The following is a 16,925-nucleotide window of genomic DNA, read 5'->3' as shown; positions in this document are numbered from 1 at the left end:
TTTTCTCATGAGCAAAATTGTCTATGCGTAAAGTCAAAATTGTATTTCGCGGACAAGATAAAACCCGAACCAAACATAATGTGTCGTTAACGCAATTGAGGATACTTTAATCAAGAAACGTAGGGTAGGGTTCTCTATAGGATATCGCCGCCAATACTGACTACCTTTTTGCCAAAGTATAATCCCCAGGCCATGATATAATCCCCATAATAAATAGCGGATAGATATCTCATGCCATAAAGCAACTGCGATTAAAGTGGCAATGGATCCTAAAGATGGACTTCTGGTGATCGCAACAACAGGACCATAAACATAATCACGACACCAGCTTGTTAATGAAATATGCCAGCTGTTCCAAAAGGCTGAGATATTACTTTTGAAATAAGGCCAATTGAAATTTTCGAGAACCCGAAATCCTAGTAAGCGCGCAAAGCCAATGGCAATGTCGGAAAAGCCTGAAAACTGAAAATATAGATTGAGGCCAATTTGGACCATCAACAGGTAGCCAGCCAGGATTGATCCATCTTCGGAAATACGATCCGAAGATTCAGCAAAGATACGTGAAATCAAGAAATTGCCCAGTACTGCAATCTTGAAATACCCGTATATTATGCGCTCAATGCCCTCTGAAAATAGCTCACTGTTCCAACGATGCCGTCTTAAGTCGCGAGAGAATTCAGGTTGACGGTGAATGGGGCCGATAAAAATTGTTGGTAAGAAAAATAGATACGCAACGAGGTCGAGCAAGGGAATTTGTTTGCTGTTCCCCTTATATGTTTCAATAAGATAATGTGCACAGCGGAGAGTGTAATACGACAGTCCAAGGGGGATAATAGTGCCCGTTAACAGATCGTTCCCGGAGAATTTACTGAGAGCTTTGTAGCCAAACAATAGAATAAATATAGGTGTGAGGCCTAGAATGAGGCGTTTACTCTCGGTAAAAGGTAATCGTGCTGCCCCATATGTAATCAATGTTAATAGAACAAGAATTCCGCATGAAATCGGATCGTAGATTATAAGGAAAACTGCCGTAGCAATGGCCAATGACATTAGTTTGAACGGCTGTGGCGTGGCCCAAAATACAGCCGTCACACCAACCATCCACCCGATCCACTCGAAAGACAGATACACCACTTAGTTAATCCTTAGTATCGTCATCGGTTTCATTAGTTTTTGCGGCATGCAAAGCCAAGCTTGTCGCGTATCGACGGCGCGCGGCAGTTGTTCCAATTTCTCCGGTGTTTTCAATTTCGTCATACCCAAGTTCGGCTAAGAGTGGATTTAATAACTCTCCTAATCTTTTAACTTGGGGACTTGGTAGGGAACGCCATCGGTCGATACTTTTTTTGTGGATGGATTTTTCCTGTAGAGATTTGTGGTCGCTAAAACCAATCTCTGGAATGGAATTAAATATAGACTGTGCTTGGTCACAACCGTGTTCTTCGTCAACAAATTGGAAAACGGAATTCATAATTTCATTTTCGTCTTCGATGATGTCTTCATATCGAACCATGATAAATCGTGAAGAACGTTTGCGGCCAAGATCCATCAAGGCTTTTGTTGTTTCAAGCCAGGACATTGCGAATGCTTCAATTGGTTGTGGGTAACGTTTGATATATTCATGCAAAGTTGATGGATATGTCCCCATAGAAGTACAGAACTCGGTACAGCTAACGGCAACGTCGAGAGGATGACGCACAATAGCTACATAATACACATGGTCTTCACAGAGTTTTTCGATGTTTTTGAGATGGAAAATGTCGAAAGCTGTTTTTTCCGCCCACCTGGCTTTACCTTTACGTTCGGCAATGCGCTGAAGAAATCCAAATGAGAATTGCCGTAACTCTTTAAGTACATCAGATTCAGAAAACCCCGAAAAATCTAATCCGGCGAGTACCCCCATGTCGACCCCATCGGCGGTCATGTCTGCATCAAGAAATCTGGCGCAGGCACTTAATAAATGTGTCTCAGGAGGGGAGCTGATATTTGGATGTAAATTGATCAACCGCCTCAACAAGGTTGTGCCTGATCGGGGGTGCCCCAGTACTACAATTCCATCGTCGTCGGTATTTCTTGTCATAGGGTTCGCCCTAATTTATTTTCAAGAACTCTTACTGCGTCACCCAGAGTGGAGATAGACATCACCTCTCGGGGTGAAAAACTACAATCAAACTTGCTTTCAAGCGCGACCACGAATTCGAGAAACCCGAATGAGTCCCATCCTTGAGTGTCGTGTTGAGTTTTGGATAAGTCCAAGTTTGTAACAGACTGTTGAAAAATGATGGCTGCTATATCTAAAACTTGAGAACCAATCGATGCGTTGGGATTGCTGGAATGATCAATCTCTTGAATTCGGCTGTTGATTAAACTCTTTAATTTTTGGAGTTCAACTTTGCCAGATGGCCCTAATGGGAGTTGATCCATAAGTAGTATAAGATTGGGGATTTTTTCTGGTGATAATTTCTCCCGGCAATAATCCATTATTTCCTGTTCAGTGATATTTTTAGGGGGATGAGAAACAATGCAACTGACAACTTTCTCTCCGAATAAAACATCAGGTATACCAACTGTCGCGACGGAATCTACGCTTTCATGTCGATGCAAAATTTCGTTTATGTCTTCAGGGTAAACATTGAGACCACCCTTAATGATGACATTCTTTGTACGGCCAACGATCGTGTAAAAGCCAAGCTCGTCGCAAATTGCAATGTCTCCTGTATCGAGCCAAGCTTCTTTGAGAACGGCATCGGTAGCTTTTGGATCGTCTAGGTAACCCAACATAACGTTTGAGCCACTTAGCTTGAGAACCCCGGATTGACCCGTTGGAACCTCTTGGTCGTACTCATCAACGATTTTGGCAAGGCAGTCTACAGGTTTGCCTATGGTTCCAACTTTTCGAGTGCCTGGTGTTGGCCCACAATAGAAGGCCTCAATTGCTGTTTCCGTTAAGCCGTAGGAATTGATGATTTGAGTGTCGAAGCGTTCTTCAAAAGCTCTCCATACAGTTTCGTCCAGAAAACCTGCTGTTGACGATACGAATTTAAACTCACTAAAACCAAAACTATCATCGTAGGAATTGGGGAGCTTTAGGATCATTGCGATCACAACAGGTACCGTAATGAAATGGGTAATAGACTGTTTATATGCCATATCCAGAACGCGATCCAGGTTCTGCATATTTGCATTTGGTGGCCTAATCAGTGTTGCACCCAAGGCCATGCTTAAAAGTATACCGTGATTAAGGCCATCGGTATGATGCAAGGGAAGGTGGTTCGCTATACGATCGCTTTCTTCATAACCGTATTGTTTTCTAAAAGTCTGGAGTTGTGCTGCTAAATTGGCCCGGGTTAACATCACTCCTTTCGGTCGGGAGGTGGTGCCTGAAGTAAATAATATGAGTGCAATGTTATCATCAGAGATTGCCAACTTTTGAAGGCGTAGCTCCTCAGTATCCAGCATTTCCGGGTAGGTTTTTCCTTGGTGTAATGTTGACTTTCGTTTTCTTAATAAACCAAATGATGTTCGTACTGTCGGTTGTGCAATAGAAATTGTAGTTACGCTATTTGTGTGAGCGAGATCGGTGGCACGCTCAAGTACGACACTATCTAAGAGTATTAATTGAGGAGCAACCTTTGTAATAAATACATTTGCTTCTGAAGCCGAACATTTCGGATCGACGACTGCCAGGGTAATTCCTTCTAGCAAACAAGCCGCGTAAACACAGGCGAGAACTTCATCAATTTCAGATCCGATAACAACTCGGTCACCAACGTTAAGACCATGGCGTTGAAAGAGGCCTCGCGTTCGAGATACCTGATCATTGAACTCTCCATAGCGAAGAGTTTTTTCAGATACGAGGAATGGTTTTCTTTTTGAAACTTTGCCTGACAGCCCATAAAGAAGATCTGATAATTTAAGCGTCAAGGTTGGACCTCCAATAGTACGGTCGCAATTTGGTCAACAAACCACTTGGAATAAATTTGGCGGCCTGTCGGGTTCATGTGCACTGTATCGCAATAATCATTATCTTTGATAACACCGGGATAAGCCATAATTGGCGTGTCGTGTTTAAACCTAAAGCCAGGTAATTCAGACCTCGCGGCAGAAGAAACCGGAATTCTTAAAATAGGTACTTTTAAACCATTACCGATGAGGCTCTTTCTTCGCTCGGTTAATTTAGTTGCATTTGGACCTTGTGGTTCAAATCGCATCCAGAGCTTAATACGCTGTTTTCTCTCTTCAATTGTTTCATTTTCCCTGAGCACGGAACATCGTCTTTCTTTTTGAAGTAGATGTTGATCAACATCTCCGGGGTTCCATTCTCCTGTTCCAAATAAAAGCCAAATTAAATAGGATCGCCACTGTAGAAAGTTAGCCGGTGACGCTCGTTCTTTTGCAAAGAGCTCTTCTTGAATAACAATTACATTTAAATTCGAACGTACTAAATTTGGAAGAAGATCTTCAAAATCACTATATACAGCCCAATTGTTATTCAAGGATAGAACTCTAACATCCTTACGAGTTCTGGTGGATATCTGTTCTGAAAGAATTTCGTCTGGGACCAAAGCATAGCGGGATCTTGAATCTCCTAGAATGGCAATGCTCACTGTCTTTGGGTTAAGTTGTCCCGTGAATAATTCAAGCCGTTTTATGTTATGGATAAAAAAAGCTTCTGATTTTGGTATTGGATTTTGAATAATCATCAGAACGACTATGCACCATATTATGGTGAATAAGATCGTATAGATCCAAACCAGTGATGGGATGAGTTTTGTGGAAATATTACGCATTAATCCCTCAGAATTGCATTAAGAATTCTTAATTCCCAAGGTCTTTTGCATTTTTGGTTTTCTCATTTTCCAAATAACTGAATCGACGATGTAGTGATGAAAATTAACGGTCTGATAAAACAGAACCGTGAGAGGAAGTCCGACGAGAAGAAGGTCGCGGCTAATAACAACTGAAAGAGATCCGTAGACTAAGGTACTGATGGCGAGAGTGACAAAAAAGTACCGTAGAATATTCTTTGGTTGGCTGATTGTTGACAGGAAGAGCGCTTTGTCATCAATTCCTTTTTTGTAACGATTAACGTTAAATAGCCAAACAAACAGAACATACTGTGCATTATGCCATATGTTGATCACGAGCCAACCATAGGTGATATCTTCTATAAGCCCATAGCCAACATAGAAAATTACAAAGTGTGAAATCATATAGTAGGTATGGGCGATGGGCAGTTGTCCTGCACGCCATGCTTGGATACGGGTATAGACCCAGGCAAGCACTGAAAGCACGGCGAGAACGCCCGTGATATCCACTAATAACTCTGGTATCGGAATAACCCGAAGTTCAACAAATATAAACGTATCAGGTGCCTGCCAAGAGCGGTGGAGGATTCCCCATATGGGGACCAGATAGAAAGATAACTTGGCAAAAAGAGGATTGTCTTTTACCAGACCACCTGATTTTCCGCGATAAGCCTGACTAATCCCCCAACTTTGTCGGGTGTAATGGAACCACTGCCAGTAGAGATAAATCGTTGCGATAACCCAGACACCGATAAACCAGGCGGTAGCAAAGGTGACTGAGAAAACAATCAAAGGAAGGACAAAGACAAAGAACCGATATTCGCGCAAATTATCTTTGTTGAACGCCAGTCTGGTAAAGGTTGCAATCACGTGGTGATAGCCAAGGAGCCAAAGATCGGCAATGAGGACAACAGGAAATAATTCTGGTTTCATAACCACAATGAACCCTGAAATCAGGGCTATGAGGGCGATACCACCAATAAAGGTATGGTCAAACCAGGCACTTCTAAACCAACCTATAGGATTGGGGGGAGGAGTGGTTATTTCAGACAATGTTAATATCCTCTATTGCACCTGTACTCAAAAAAGAGCGAAAGTTTGTTGCTCTTATTATATATTTTTTCGACTTATAACGGTTTGTTGTCATTAAAATTATGTTACGCCACTGTTTGAGAAGGAAGAAGGGTACGGGCAGACCAATAATTTAGTCATAGGTTATAAGTATTATTTTTTTCTTAAACAGAGGCGTTTGATAGCGTGCAGGTTGTAATTGTTACGGATATATTTGGTCGAACCCCGGCAATTGATTTGATGGTTGATTGTTTGGAGAGGCAATCTGTGGAGGTACACTCGCTTGATCCTTATGGAGGCATAAAGAAAAATTTTACTGATGAAGCCGTCGCTTACACCGAATTTGTATCTCTTTGTGGACATGATCATTATTTTGAGTTGGTTACGCAAAAAGTATCGGTGCTAAAAGAACCAATACTTTTTATTGGCTTTAGTGCGGGCGCAACGGCGATCTGGAGATGTCTGGGTAACTTGTTTTCCCATAAGGTTCAGCATTTTATCGGGTTTTATCCCGGCCAAATCAGAAACTATCTTGGTTTAACCCCTCTTTGTCCTTCAACACTGATCTTTCCCGCTAAAGAAGCACATTTTTCTGTTAATGAAATAATGGAAACGCTCAAATGCAAAGAGCTGGTCCACTGTCATCAAGTGAGTGGGTTACACGGATTTATGAATGAGCAGTCTGGTAACTATTCCGAAGATATTGCGGATGAATATTATGGCCTGTTGGAAAACGTCGAGCTTAGTTCTCATCAAGATTTATTTTTAAAACATCTCTGTGGTTGAAATTGGTCAGTTTATCTATGGTCTTCATCTCGAGTGTAAAGCCCTGGATAAATGTAGGGATGCGTCCTAATTAAAAGATCATATTTAAGAGTGTATTTAATCGTATGAGTAATTTTTTTTAATAGATTTTTTTATTAATATTGATCGTGAAAATTAAAAAATAAGTAAACAATACATGATGTTATGCCTAGGTAATATTCCTAAGTATTACCAATTTTAGTAATTAATTACGGTTGTAATTAGATGTAAGAAATTAATTTAAATTACTCAAAAATATGAAAGTAATACTATGAAGATTATTTGTTTGTTATCGGCTGCTGCAATATTACTCCCTGCCTATGCGAGTGCAGGTAGCTCTACGACTGATGCTCACAAACAAGTCACTGATGAAGTTATTTCCTCACAACGAAGTGCATTGGCAACAAATACAGATGACAAAGGATTTGGTCCTCAATCGCCAAGAGATATTGATTCAGTCGTTGGCAACAACACCCGTATGTTTGAGGCAGCCCCCGCGTTTTCAATGATGAACCTCTGTAATGTTCACTTTCATAAAAACGCGGAGCATAAAGGGGGGGAATTCACAAAACATGCCGGTAATGGCGATGGGCACGGATATCAAAGCGGTTATGAGTACGATGGCGAACTAAGTACTTCTGAGTTAACAAAGCTCGATAAAGAGATCGGTGCAGGAGAACATGGTGGTCTTTCTGTTGGCGATACAATTGAAGTTCACTATGTACATTCAACCGCACAAGTAAAACCTGGACCAACATTGGGTGCGTGCTTAAGCGATTCCATTAAAAACCCTCAATTACGTGTAGAAACACAAGTGTATGTGTTGGTGAATGATAAAAGTGCTCTAAACTTTGGTGATTTAACTAAGCACGGTAAAAAAGATGGGATGTACCAAGCATTAAACATTCCAACTAATACTGGTGCGCCAGTTCAGTATGCTGGCTCAACGACAGGCCCCGGTTACAATGAAAAAGGGTCTCCGTTCCAAGTGACATGGAGTGTCCGGCCTAAAGTGGCAAAGGTGAACATTCTAACCGTTGGTGATTGGTTTAAGGACAATGTGTATGAAGAAGATCATGCACATGGCGTAAGAAACTTAGTTGTTAATCCAGATTTATTATCCAAAATTCAGTAATTTGGAGAGGCAAAAGCTTGAACGATTGTAGGTAATTTATGAAATTAGAACGTAGTATTTAATCTTTTAAACTTGAAATATTTTACACAAAGGCCCTTAACTCTTATGAATTAAGGGCCTTTGTGGTAACTGGGCTCTGGAATTTGGCATTTAACATGTTTATGCCATGATTTGACTTTATCTCTGACGCGGTTTGGTTGAATTGCATTAATAACGATTTGGAAAATTGATGATCTCAAAGATCTCTATGGGTATTCTTGCCACTCTTGTTTTTGGAGGAACGCCTGCTGTTGCACAAGATAATACTCAAGGCGAGTTTGGCGATCCAACTTTCCAAGAGGAATTAACGAGCAAAGTGATTGGGAATGAACAAGATCAGATTATTACTCTTGTGATCGAAAATGATTCCCTTGGGGCCGCAGGCACTGATAAAAACTACACCAGCGGTGTCAGGCTGGGATATTTGGATGTGAACGCTGATCTTCCGGAAATTGCTTATACTTTGGATCGTGTGGTGCCGACCTTTGGCATCAACGAAACCTCAAGTGTATTTTATTCGTTGGGCCAGAATATTTATACGCCGCAAAATATTTCCCAAACCAGCCAAGATCCTGATGATCGGCCATGGGCCGCCCATATGTACGGTTCTATTGGATTGGTAACTGTCACAGATAACCATATGGATGAGATTGAAGCGTCCCTCGGTATTGTTGGTCCATCTGCTTTGGGTGAACAAGCACAAAAATTTGTCCACACTCATATCACCACAGACAGCCCGACACCGCACGGCTGGTCAAATCAGCTAAACCATGAGCCCACGTTAAGCTTGGGCTGGCAGCGGCGGTTTCCGAATTATTGGCAAGTCAATGGTGGTGGTCTTTCGCTTGGGGCATCACCTTATTACGGTGCGACCCTTGGGAATGCGCATACTTTTGCTGACGCAGGGATGACCTTTCGCCTGAGCCCGGAACGAGACACATGGCAAGATGAGCCCGTTCGTGTGCGTCCGGCGCTTCCCGGAACGGGGTATTTTGACAGACCAGAGGATGGTTGGAGCTGGTATCTCTTTGCTGGACTTGAAGGCCGTGCAGTTGCCCGCAATATTTTCCTCGATGGTAATACCTTTAGTAACTCGCACTCTGTCGACAAAAAGTATTTTGTTGCTGACGCCAATGCTGGCCTCGCGCTTACTTACGAGCAATACCGTTTCAGCTATACCATGGTTTATCGCACCAAAGAATTCGAAGGCCAAGACGACCCTGGCGTATTTGGTGCTTTGAGCTTCGGAGTTGGTTTTTAGACTGGTAGTTTCCGTGCAGGTGTGATTTTCTTAACCAAACACAAGAGGTTAACTCAATCCTCCCCGTACACATAGGAGCGTGCCATGTCCACTGTTGTTCCCCCTAAGAGCCCTGAAAGCGATCCCCGTGTGAAGGCGGTGTTTGATGATATTCGTGCTACACGACAATCGGATTTTATCAATAACATATGGCGTTATCTTGCGTTTGATGCCGACCTTCTCGAGCGCACATGGGATGAAGTAAAAGCTGTGATGGCGACGCCATCTGATCTTGATCCTCTGACCAAAGAACTTCTTTATCTCTCTGTCTCGATCATCAACAACTGTAACTACTGTGTACACTCCCACACCGCCGGTGCCAAAGCCAAAGGTATGTCTCAAACTCAACACGCAGAAGTTTTGAAGATAGTGGCGTTGGCGTCCAAAACCAACCAGCTCGCTACGGCCTTGCAAGTACCTACTGATCCGGAGTTTTTATTGGAAGAGGGGTAATTATCTCTCCATGCTTAAGTAGGGTTACTTTCTATTGAAGCCCCGTAATTACTGAAAAATATGGAATAAATACATGAGTTACGCCATTATCGCCCGTCAAACAGGCGGCACGGATGTTTTAAAGCAGATCAATCTGGATATCCCAAGTCCAAAAGAAGGTGAAGTTTTGATCCGCCATACCGCGATTGGCGTCAACTTCATTGATACCTATTTTCGCAGTGGGCTTTATCCTTGGCCAGTTGAGAAAGATTTGGTGCTTGGTAGTGAGGCAGCAGGCGTTATAGAGCAACTGGGTGAGGGTGTTTCTGGTTTTACTGTTGGAGATCGTGTGGCCTATACTCTTCCCAATGGTGCGTATGTTACTCATCGCGCTTTAGATGCCAAACATCTGGTGAAGTTACCTGATGATATTTCGGATGAGGTGGCTGCGGCATCAATGCTCAAAGGGCTCACCGCGCATTATTTGCTTCATAGAAGTTATGCGCCTGAACGTGGACAAACAGTTCTGTTTCATGCTGCAGCAGGTGGTGTTGGTCTGATTGCTGGGCAGTGGCTTTCGGCAAAAGGTGTGAACGCTATAGGAACGGCAGGCGGACCTCAAAAATGTGCGCTGGCGGCGGAACACGGTTATGGCCATACAATTGATTACAGGTCCGAGAATTTTGTTGAGCGGATCAACGAAATAACTGATGGGCAGGGTGTTGATGCTGTTTATGATAGCGTTGGAAAAGATACTTATCCGGGATCTTTAAATTGTCTAAAAATCTTTGGTTCTCTTGTGAATTTTGGTCAATCTTCCGGTCCGGCACTGGACTTCAAATTATCTGATCTTGCCGTAGGGTCTTATTCCGTTACGCGTCCAATCCTTTTCCATTTTACCGCTGAGCCAGGGTATTTACAATCGGCCTCTGACGAGCTTTTTAAAATGATCACTTCTGGAAAAATCAAGATTAATATCAATCAAAAATTTAGTTTATCAGAAGCAGTAAAAGCCCATGATCAATTGGAGGGACGTAAAACGACCGGTTCTACAATTTTACTGCCAAATTGAATAATTAAGCTCTTATTGAATTTGGTTTTATGTGAAATGAAGGCTATGGTTGTTCGTGATCGGTGTTTGGAGAATGGTTACTGCTAAGTTATAATTAGGGTTGTTATTGTAATTTTGGGTAATAAAACTTAATAAAATATAGAAATTTTTAAACAAAACTCTAACCTCTCATGAGGGGGTATTTAATGGACGAGCCACCAATTTTTGATGATTTTATTGATGGTCCTACAAGAGAATTACTTCGGCTGGTTAATAATCATGCGCTTGTTTATATTCTGTCTGATGACGGAATAATTGAATATTCAAATCAAAAATTGTCTGATCTTTGCGGTTATTCTATCGAAGAACTCAAAGGAAGTTCTGTTCGTAAGTTAAGGTCAACACATCATCCAGACTCTTTTTACGAGGACATGTGGAAACGGTTGCGAGAGGGGGAAACCTGGACAGGAGAACTGTGTTGTACCGGACGATCAGGTGCTTATTATTGGGAAGAGTTATCAATTTCTCCTCTATTACTCAAAGGCAAGACCGAGCAATATTATTTAGGTGTTAGCACTGATATTTCATTGTTAAAAAATCGCGAACAAACGATGGCGGCCTATAATGAAATGCTTATAAACATTACCAAAGGCGTTTCATTAAAAGATAACTTTGATCGGTTAATTCATAACGTTGAAGCAATTTTCCCGTATATGACTTGTTCGATTATGTTACTGGAAAATGGAAAATATCTCCGTAATATCTCTGGCCCGAATATCCCTCAGGCTTATGCCAACGCTGTTGATGGATTAGAGATCGGTGAAAATATAGGATCCTGTGGCGCGGCGGCAAAAACACAAGAACTGGTTGTCGTTGAAGACCTGTATAATCACCCAAATTGGGCGCCATATCTGGATATAATTAGGCAAACTGATTATCACGCGTGTTGGTCGCATCCAATTGTGAGTTCTAGTGGCGTTACTTACGGCACCTTCGCTATTTATTACAAAACAACTCGAGGCCCAACAAAACTAGAGCTTAATCATATCCAGTCCTTGGCTTTCAGTTGTCGTGGCGCGTTTGAAAGTCATAATGCACGACGTGAACTGGTTGAGCAGAAAAATCGTGCAGAAGCTGCTAATCATGCAAAAAATCAGTTCCTTGCAAATATGAGCCATGAATTGAGGACACCTTTGAATGCGGTTCTTGGTTTCTCTGAGATCCTTGAGAGGGAGCTTTTTGGCCCCATCGGCACGCTTAAATATAAGGAATATGCAGCTGATATTCAGACATCGGCAAATTTTTTACTCGAAATTATTGGCGATATTCTTGATATATCTTTAGTTGAAGCGGGCAAAATATCTCCTGAACCTGAAAAATTACCAGTTTCGAAGTTGATGGGATGTTGTGTTCAACTGGTAAAGAGTAAAGCTAATGAAAAGCAGGTGTTTTATCAGGTTGTGGAACCTACTGAGGATTATTATATTTTTGCAGATAAACAGCACGTTAAACAGATCCTTACGAATTTATTGATTAATGCCATCAAGTTCACGCCGGCTGACGGTGAAATTATTTTTTATACTGAGATAACAAAGAATAAATTTATTGATTTTGTTATTAAAGATAATGGTATTGGTATTTCCAAGGAAAATTTGGATAAGGTTTTTGAGCCCTTTAGTCAGGTAGAAGATAGCATGACACGTTCACATGAGGGGGTCGGACTGGGTCTTAGTCTGGCGAAAAGGTTGGCATCAGCGCAAGGTGGGGAACTGCGCTTAGAAAGCGTTTTAGGGCAAGGCACGACAGTTTATGTCAGTTTGCCATTGGTGTCGTGACGTTATGAACAGTTGTGGTTTGTTGTCTATTTTAAGTTAATAATTTTTTACATTAGTCATCATTTGTTGCCACCCAAACTGTGCGATAGCCTTTTATGTCGATGCCAGTTGTTCAAAAGTGTTGGATGAAATCCTTTTGATTCATAAAGACTAATTCTTAATTCCCTATCCTAAAATTCAAAAATTTATAATGACCTCGTTTGATACTTTATCTATCGATTAGGAAAGCTGGGTAATGGGATTAGGAATATTGGGCTTGAAGAAAGTAATCTGGCCGACTAAACCTGAAGTATAAACAAACAAGATAACCAAGTAGCAGTGGTTAATAAAAACACAGGTAAAAGAGAAGGCAAGCGAATGGCAATCGGTGAAGTAATCTGGACCTATTTCAAGGGCGAATGGCATGAGGGTAATCTGCCGATTATGGGGGCGGCGGATCATGGAACCTGGCTTGGCTCTCTTGTCTTCGATGGGGCGCGGTCTTTTGAAGGTGTTGTGCCTGACTTGGATTTGCATTCGGCCCGCGTTAATGCTTCGGCTGAGGTTATGGGGCTGAAACCAACCCTGACAACTCAGCAACTTATTGAGCTTACCCTTGAAGGTCTCAAGAAATTCGACAAAGATGCTGCTGTTTATATTCGTCCTATGTATTGGTCAACTGAGGGGGGGGCGGGCACCGTAGTGCCGGATGCAGATTCTACGGCGTTCTGTCTTTGCCTTGAACAGTTCCCTATGGCACCAACGACCTATACTCAAACCCTGTGTCGGACCAGCTTTGTCCGTCCCATGGTCAGCATGGCTCCTGTAAATGCCAAGGCTGCCTGTCTCTACCCAAACAATGGTCGTATGATCCGTGAAGCACAAGCGCGTGGATACAATAACGCTTTGGTGGCCGATGCGTTGGGAAATGTTGCAGAAACGGGTACGGCGAACATCTTTATGGTCAAAGATGAGGTTATTTATACACCGATACCAAACGGCACTTTTCTTAACGGTATCACCCGTCAGCGGGTCATTGGTTTGCTACGTGAAGCTGGGTGCGAAGTCATTGAAACCACATTATCGTTTGAAGATTTCGAAGGCGCTGATGAGGTCTTTATGAGTGGAAATATTTCCAAAATCACACCAGTTGTGAAGTTTGAAGATGTTGAATATCCAATTGGCCCGGTAAGTAAACTCGCCCGTGATCTCTATTGGAAATGGGCTAAATCCTAATAAAATAAAGTTTGAAAATTTTAAAGGCCTTATCCAGTATAATTGGGTAAGGCCTTTTTATTTATTGGGTTTGAGCTCCGCAACAACAATAATTTCTTTGCTGTCCGGCTTTAGAGGCGAGGAATTCCAATCTCCATAAACTTCATGAGGTGTCAGGCCCGCTTGATCAAGATGAACGAGTACTTCTTGGTAGGTGAGAAAGCGGATGGTTGCCGAGGTTTTTATCGGCGTGACATTGATCGGGGTGGTCGAGGTGGAAAACGTTTTTCGATATAAAGTATTGTAACGTACCAGTTTACCTGCGCCGCAGTCTTCGACACTTTCAATGTCATGCCAAACATCCAGAGCTTCTTCCTGGGATTTGGATGATTTAGATCCCATGGATGGGGGCACGATGAAGTGTTCTCGAGTGTTTTCCTCTGTCCAGGTTTGCCAGGCTTTAACTTCGGGGTTTCTTATTTCAAAAGCGATACGACCCGAGGGTGCAAGATGTTCCCTCATCGTTATCAAGGCTGTTTGAATGGCGTTATCGCTCAAAAACACCTGAAAGGCATGACCACTAAGTATAATTAAATCAAAGCGGTCTTCACTGGTAAAGGATTGGGCAGTGGCTTTTACCCACATAACCTTATCACCATTGGGTTTCCTAATTGCGCGGTTCAGCATTTCAATGGCGGGATCTACGCCCGTGACACTGTGACCTGCTTTGGCAAAAGCCGTAGTGAGAATGCCAGTTCCGCACCCGATGTCGAGAACTTTCAACGGGGAATTATGTGATTGGGCCAGTGAGAGGTAGAAATCATAATCAGGCCCCCAAGGGTTTTGCAGATCATATAAACGCGTAAGCAGGGGATCATGATAGTGGTCGTTTGTATCGACTGGGGGTTCTATATCTGGATGAGGGACTGCTTCCCCTAAAGAGATTTGGTCGAAAGAGGTGGCGTTCGAAGTCGGTTCCTCAATACCGATGAAAGAGAGCTGGTGTTTTAGTTCGTTGAGCCTGTCGGTATTTCCTTGATAACTATGTAAAAGTTGCGTTCTCCATCGTTGCCAATTATTTTTAATGCCTTCTACAGCCTCATTGTTGGTAAGAGGATTATCATCATAGCCGATTTGGAACATGCAATTACAAATCTCAAAAGACGGTAACCCTTTTTCCCGGTAAGGCTGTTGGCTGAGTTCAGGAGAGCCACAGGCCGGGCAGCACCATAAGTTATCCAAGGTTTGGAAAAGAATAAGCTCTTCCCCGGTATCGGTTTTAATGGTTTTCGTTTTATAGTTTGTTGATTTCACGTTTGTTGCCCGCACAGCTCTCTAATTGCCTGTTGATGACGTGTTTTACTGGCTTCATCAAAGCAACAAAAAATTACTTGTTCAATTTTGTCAGTATGAGCCAAAAACTCAACTGTTGCCTTGACGGCAATCCGGGCTGCAGCATCCATTGGAAACCGATAGGCCCCGGTGGAAATGGCCGGAAAGGCCACACGAGGACAATCATTTTGGATCGCAACCTCTAATGAACGCCGATAGCAAGAGGCTAGTAGATCCGCTTCGCCTTGGTTGCCACCCTGCCAAACCGGGCCAACGGTATGGATGATGTAATAAGCAGGCAGATTATATCCAAAGGTGGATTTGGCATCACCAGTTTCGCATCCGTTCAGATTTGTACATTCGGCCAATAGGTCTGGTCCAGCAGCGCGGTGGATCGCGCCATCTACACCACCACCACCGAGAAGTGATGAGTTCGCGGCATTAACAATGGCCTCGACCTTGAGGGTGGTGATGTCTTGTTGAATGACGGTTAGTTGATCAAAAGGCATAGACATAATTTGACGTCCTGCAGGCTTACGGTATGGGATGTTGCTTAATCGTTAGAGGAATAAACTTTGAAATGCTTTGGAAAATGGTGCCGTAATTATTGGTGCCAAGTCAAGAGAGGGTTGAGCTTTGGTGGTGAAAATCGCGGTTTGATCGGATGTTCCCCGTGGACAATTTGAAACAATAGCTCACTAAAGTTTCCTCTTTAAGATGTCATCATTAATTTTATAATCAGATGAGAAAGAATTTGTATCTATTTTTATGGGACATTTATGGAGATATTTATTTTTTTCTGTCGTTTGTAAACAAATCATCTCTATTAGAAAGAAATTACTGTGGCGGCATTTTTCAGGTAGATACGTGGTCAAATTATGGTTAATCTATTGAACGGAAAGTTAATGATTTGCGTGTGACCTTCATCAAATTTTAGCTAATCTAAATGATACTTTTGTAAATTTTTGTTATTCTAAGATAAGAAAGCTTCGATAAAAACTGTGAAGCTGTGTACTCAATTTTTGTTCGACACATATTTTATGAAAATAATAACGTCGCTTTGGGTGTTTAGTATTGTCATGCTAAATCTGCTTGGGGGCTTGGCGCAAGCGCAAGTGATAGCCCCTGAGATCGCGAGCACACCTGAAGTTGCGCAAACAAAACCCCAAGTACGCATCGTCACAGATGAATTTGCCCCGCTTCAATACCTAAACGACGGTACGCCGGATGGTTATGTTACTGAATACATTCAGGCTATAATTGAACGGGTAAAGCGTGTTTATTCTTTTGAAGCGACCGCTTTTGAGTTTCTTCCGTGGAAACGGGCATTGCTGGAAGCAAAAACAGCCCCTAATACATTGTTTTTTTCTCTTTCAAGAACAGCGGAGAGAGAGCCACATTATCAGTGGTTAGGCACGGTTTCCCCCTATCGACAGTCGTTTTACAAATTAAAAAAGAACACCCATATAACTGTAGAAAATCTTAATGCCTTGCGCGATAGTGCGTATGTTGTTGGTATCCAACGTGGCGGATCTGCTCAAAGTCTTGTGGATAAATTGGGCTTTAAACAGGCGCGGGATTACACGACCTACACTCATTATTCCCAAGGCATACAAATGCTCTATAATGATCGTATTGATATGTTGCCGCTTACAGATTTTCTGGCCCGCAATGCTGCTTGCCGCGGAGGATTTAATGGGGATCTCTTGACGCCAGTAATCGCCATAAATACTTTGGCAAATCCTCTATGGGCGACATTTAGCAACAACAGTGATCAACAGCTGGTTGTCGCTTTTAAAGCAGCGATGACTGATCTGAAAGAAGAGGGGATCTATCAAGAAATCCTTGATCGCCACCTTACGAACTGGAATAACCAACCGTGTATTGCAGAAGAATCCCAATAAAAATGATCGTTTATGTCGTC

At 42.4% G+C, this 16,925-nt stretch carries 15 protein-coding genes; 8 read left to right on the top strand and 7 right to left on the bottom strand.

The genetic code is table 11. From position 1 onward, the window contains the following. Nucleotides 1-33 precede the first annotated feature (33 nt). Genes ACFSKO_RS10435 through ACFSKO_RS10415 form a run of 5 tightly spaced genes read right to left on the bottom strand, consistent with a single transcriptional unit; the run spans nucleotide 34 to nucleotide 5,861 of the window. On the bottom strand, nucleotides 34-1,134 hold the full coding sequence (locus ACFSKO_RS10435) for an MBOAT family O-acyltransferase (RefSeq protein WP_380251219.1): 1,101 nt from the start codon (nucleotides 1,132-1,134) through the stop codon (nucleotides 34-36). Nucleotides 1,135-1,138: 4 nt separating this feature from the next. Continuing rightward, entirely contained in the window at nucleotides 1,139-2,080 is a 942-nt protein-coding gene (locus ACFSKO_RS10430; RefSeq protein WP_380251217.1) for a sulfotransferase family protein, read from the bottom strand. Then, nucleotides 2,077-3,924, bottom strand: a complete 1,848-nt coding sequence (locus tag ACFSKO_RS10425; RefSeq protein ID WP_380251215.1) for an AMP-binding protein — start codon at nucleotides 3,922-3,924, stop codon at nucleotides 2,077-2,079. The genes ACFSKO_RS10430 and ACFSKO_RS10425 overlap by 4 nt, the downstream gene beginning before the upstream one ends. Next, complete coding sequence (locus ACFSKO_RS10420; RefSeq protein WP_380251213.1) at nucleotides 3,921-4,790, bottom strand: hypothetical protein; 870 nt, start codon at nucleotides 4,788-4,790, stop codon at nucleotides 3,921-3,923. Before ACFSKO_RS10420 ends, ACFSKO_RS10425 begins: the two co-directional genes overlap by 4 nt. An 18-nt stretch (nucleotides 4,791-4,808) precedes the next feature. After that, nucleotides 4,809-5,861 carry a hypothetical protein gene (locus tag ACFSKO_RS10415; protein WP_380251211.1) on the bottom strand — a complete coding sequence of 351 codons (1,053 nt, stop codon included), beginning with the start codon at nucleotides 5,859-5,861 and terminating at the stop codon, nucleotides 4,809-4,811. A gap of 204 nt (nucleotides 5,862-6,065) precedes the next feature. On the opposite strand from ACFSKO_RS10415, the gene ACFSKO_RS10410 reads away from it, so the two are divergent. The 7 genes from ACFSKO_RS10410 (at nucleotide 6,066) to ACFSKO_RS10380 (ending at nucleotide 13,690) form a co-directional block, all read left to right on the top strand. Then, nucleotides 6,066-6,665: a dienelactone hydrolase family protein gene (locus tag ACFSKO_RS10410; RefSeq protein WP_380251209.1), complete on the top strand. Its 600-nt coding sequence runs from the start codon at nucleotides 6,066-6,068 to the stop codon at nucleotides 6,663-6,665. Nucleotides 6,666-6,954: 289 nt separating this feature from the next. Next, nucleotides 6,955-7,818, top strand: coding sequence for a delta-class carbonic anhydrase (locus ACFSKO_RS10405; RefSeq protein WP_380251207.1), 864 nt, complete (start codon nucleotides 6,955-6,957; stop codon nucleotides 7,816-7,818). Nucleotides 7,819-8,047: 229 nt separating this feature from the next. Then, the gene (locus ACFSKO_RS10400; protein WP_380251205.1) at nucleotides 8,048-9,118 is read left to right on the top strand and encodes a lipid A deacylase LpxR family protein; all 1,071 of its coding nucleotides are present in this window, start codon (nucleotides 8,048-8,050) and stop codon (nucleotides 9,116-9,118) included. An 84-nt stretch (nucleotides 9,119-9,202) separates the two neighbouring features. After that, entirely contained in the window at nucleotides 9,203-9,610 is a 408-nt protein-coding gene (locus tag ACFSKO_RS10395; RefSeq protein ID WP_380251203.1) for a carboxymuconolactone decarboxylase family protein, read from the top strand. A 73-nt stretch (nucleotides 9,611-9,683) separates the two neighbouring features. Next, entirely contained in the window at nucleotides 9,684-10,661 is a 978-nt protein-coding gene (locus tag ACFSKO_RS10390) for a quinone oxidoreductase family protein (RefSeq protein ID WP_380251201.1), read from the top strand. 185 nt (nucleotides 10,662-10,846) lie between these two features. Next, nucleotides 10,847-12,475, top strand: a complete 1,629-nt coding sequence (locus tag ACFSKO_RS10385) for a sensor histidine kinase (RefSeq protein ID WP_380251199.1) — start codon at nucleotides 10,847-10,849, stop codon at nucleotides 12,473-12,475. A gap of 318 nt (nucleotides 12,476-12,793) precedes the next feature. Next, complete coding sequence (locus ACFSKO_RS10380) at nucleotides 12,794-13,690, top strand: branched-chain amino acid aminotransferase (RefSeq protein WP_380251197.1); 897 nt, start codon at nucleotides 12,794-12,796, stop codon at nucleotides 13,688-13,690. Nucleotides 13,691-13,747: 57 nt separating this feature from the next. On the opposite strand, the gene ACFSKO_RS10375 is transcribed toward ACFSKO_RS10380, so the two are convergent. Continuing rightward, the gene (locus tag ACFSKO_RS10375; protein WP_380251195.1) at nucleotides 13,748-14,983 is read right to left on the bottom strand and encodes a class I SAM-dependent DNA methyltransferase; all 1,236 of its coding nucleotides are present in this window, start codon (nucleotides 14,981-14,983) and stop codon (nucleotides 13,748-13,750) included. Continuing rightward, nucleotides 14,980-15,516, bottom strand: coding sequence for an O-acetyl-ADP-ribose deacetylase (locus ACFSKO_RS10370; protein ID WP_380251193.1), 537 nt, complete (start codon nucleotides 15,514-15,516; stop codon nucleotides 14,980-14,982). The genes ACFSKO_RS10375 and ACFSKO_RS10370 overlap by 4 nt, the downstream gene beginning before the upstream one ends. A 564-nt stretch (nucleotides 15,517-16,080) precedes the next feature. Here ACFSKO_RS10370 and ACFSKO_RS10365 point away from each other — a divergent pair. Further along, a complete protein-coding gene (locus ACFSKO_RS10365; protein ID WP_380251191.1) occupies nucleotides 16,081-16,905 on the top strand; it encodes a substrate-binding periplasmic protein in 825 nt (274 codons plus the stop codon). Nucleotides 16,906-16,925: the final 20 nt, after the last annotated feature.

The sequence above is a fragment of the Kiloniella antarctica genome, assembly GCF_042682825.1.
GTDB lineage: Bacteria > Pseudomonadota > Alphaproteobacteria > Kiloniellales > Kiloniellaceae > Kiloniella > Kiloniella antarctica.
Note: the sequence above shows the minus strand (reverse complement) of the source record. Positions and strands in the feature narration are given on the sequence as shown.

Coding starts and splice junctions, on each gene's coding strand:
- ACFSKO_RS10395 (WP_380251203.1), top strand. CDS start 9,203: ATGTCCACTGTTGTTCCCCCTAAGAGCCCTGAAAGCGATCCCCGTGTG.
- ACFSKO_RS10370 (WP_380251193.1), bottom strand. CDS start 15,516: ATGTCTATGCCTTTTGATCAACTAACCGTCATTCAACAAGACATCACC.
- ACFSKO_RS10385 (WP_380251199.1), top strand. CDS start 10,847: ATGGACGAGCCACCAATTTTTGATGATTTTATTGATGGTCCTACAAGA.
- ACFSKO_RS10405 (WP_380251207.1), top strand. CDS start 6,955: ATGAAGATTATTTGTTTGTTATCGGCTGCTGCAATATTACTCCCTGCC.
- ACFSKO_RS10420 (WP_380251213.1), bottom strand. CDS start 4,790: ATGCGTAATATTTCCACAAAACTCATCCCATCACTGGTTTGGATCTAT.
- ACFSKO_RS10365 (WP_380251191.1), top strand. CDS start 16,081: ATGCTAAATCTGCTTGGGGGCTTGGCGCAAGCGCAAGTGATAGCCCCT.
- ACFSKO_RS10390 (WP_380251201.1), top strand. CDS start 9,684: ATGAGTTACGCCATTATCGCCCGTCAAACAGGCGGCACGGATGTTTTA.
- ACFSKO_RS10400 (WP_380251205.1), top strand. CDS start 8,048: ATGATCTCAAAGATCTCTATGGGTATTCTTGCCACTCTTGTTTTTGGA.
- ACFSKO_RS10430 (WP_380251217.1), bottom strand. CDS start 2,080: ATGACAAGAAATACCGACGACGATGGAATTGTAGTACTGGGGCACCCC.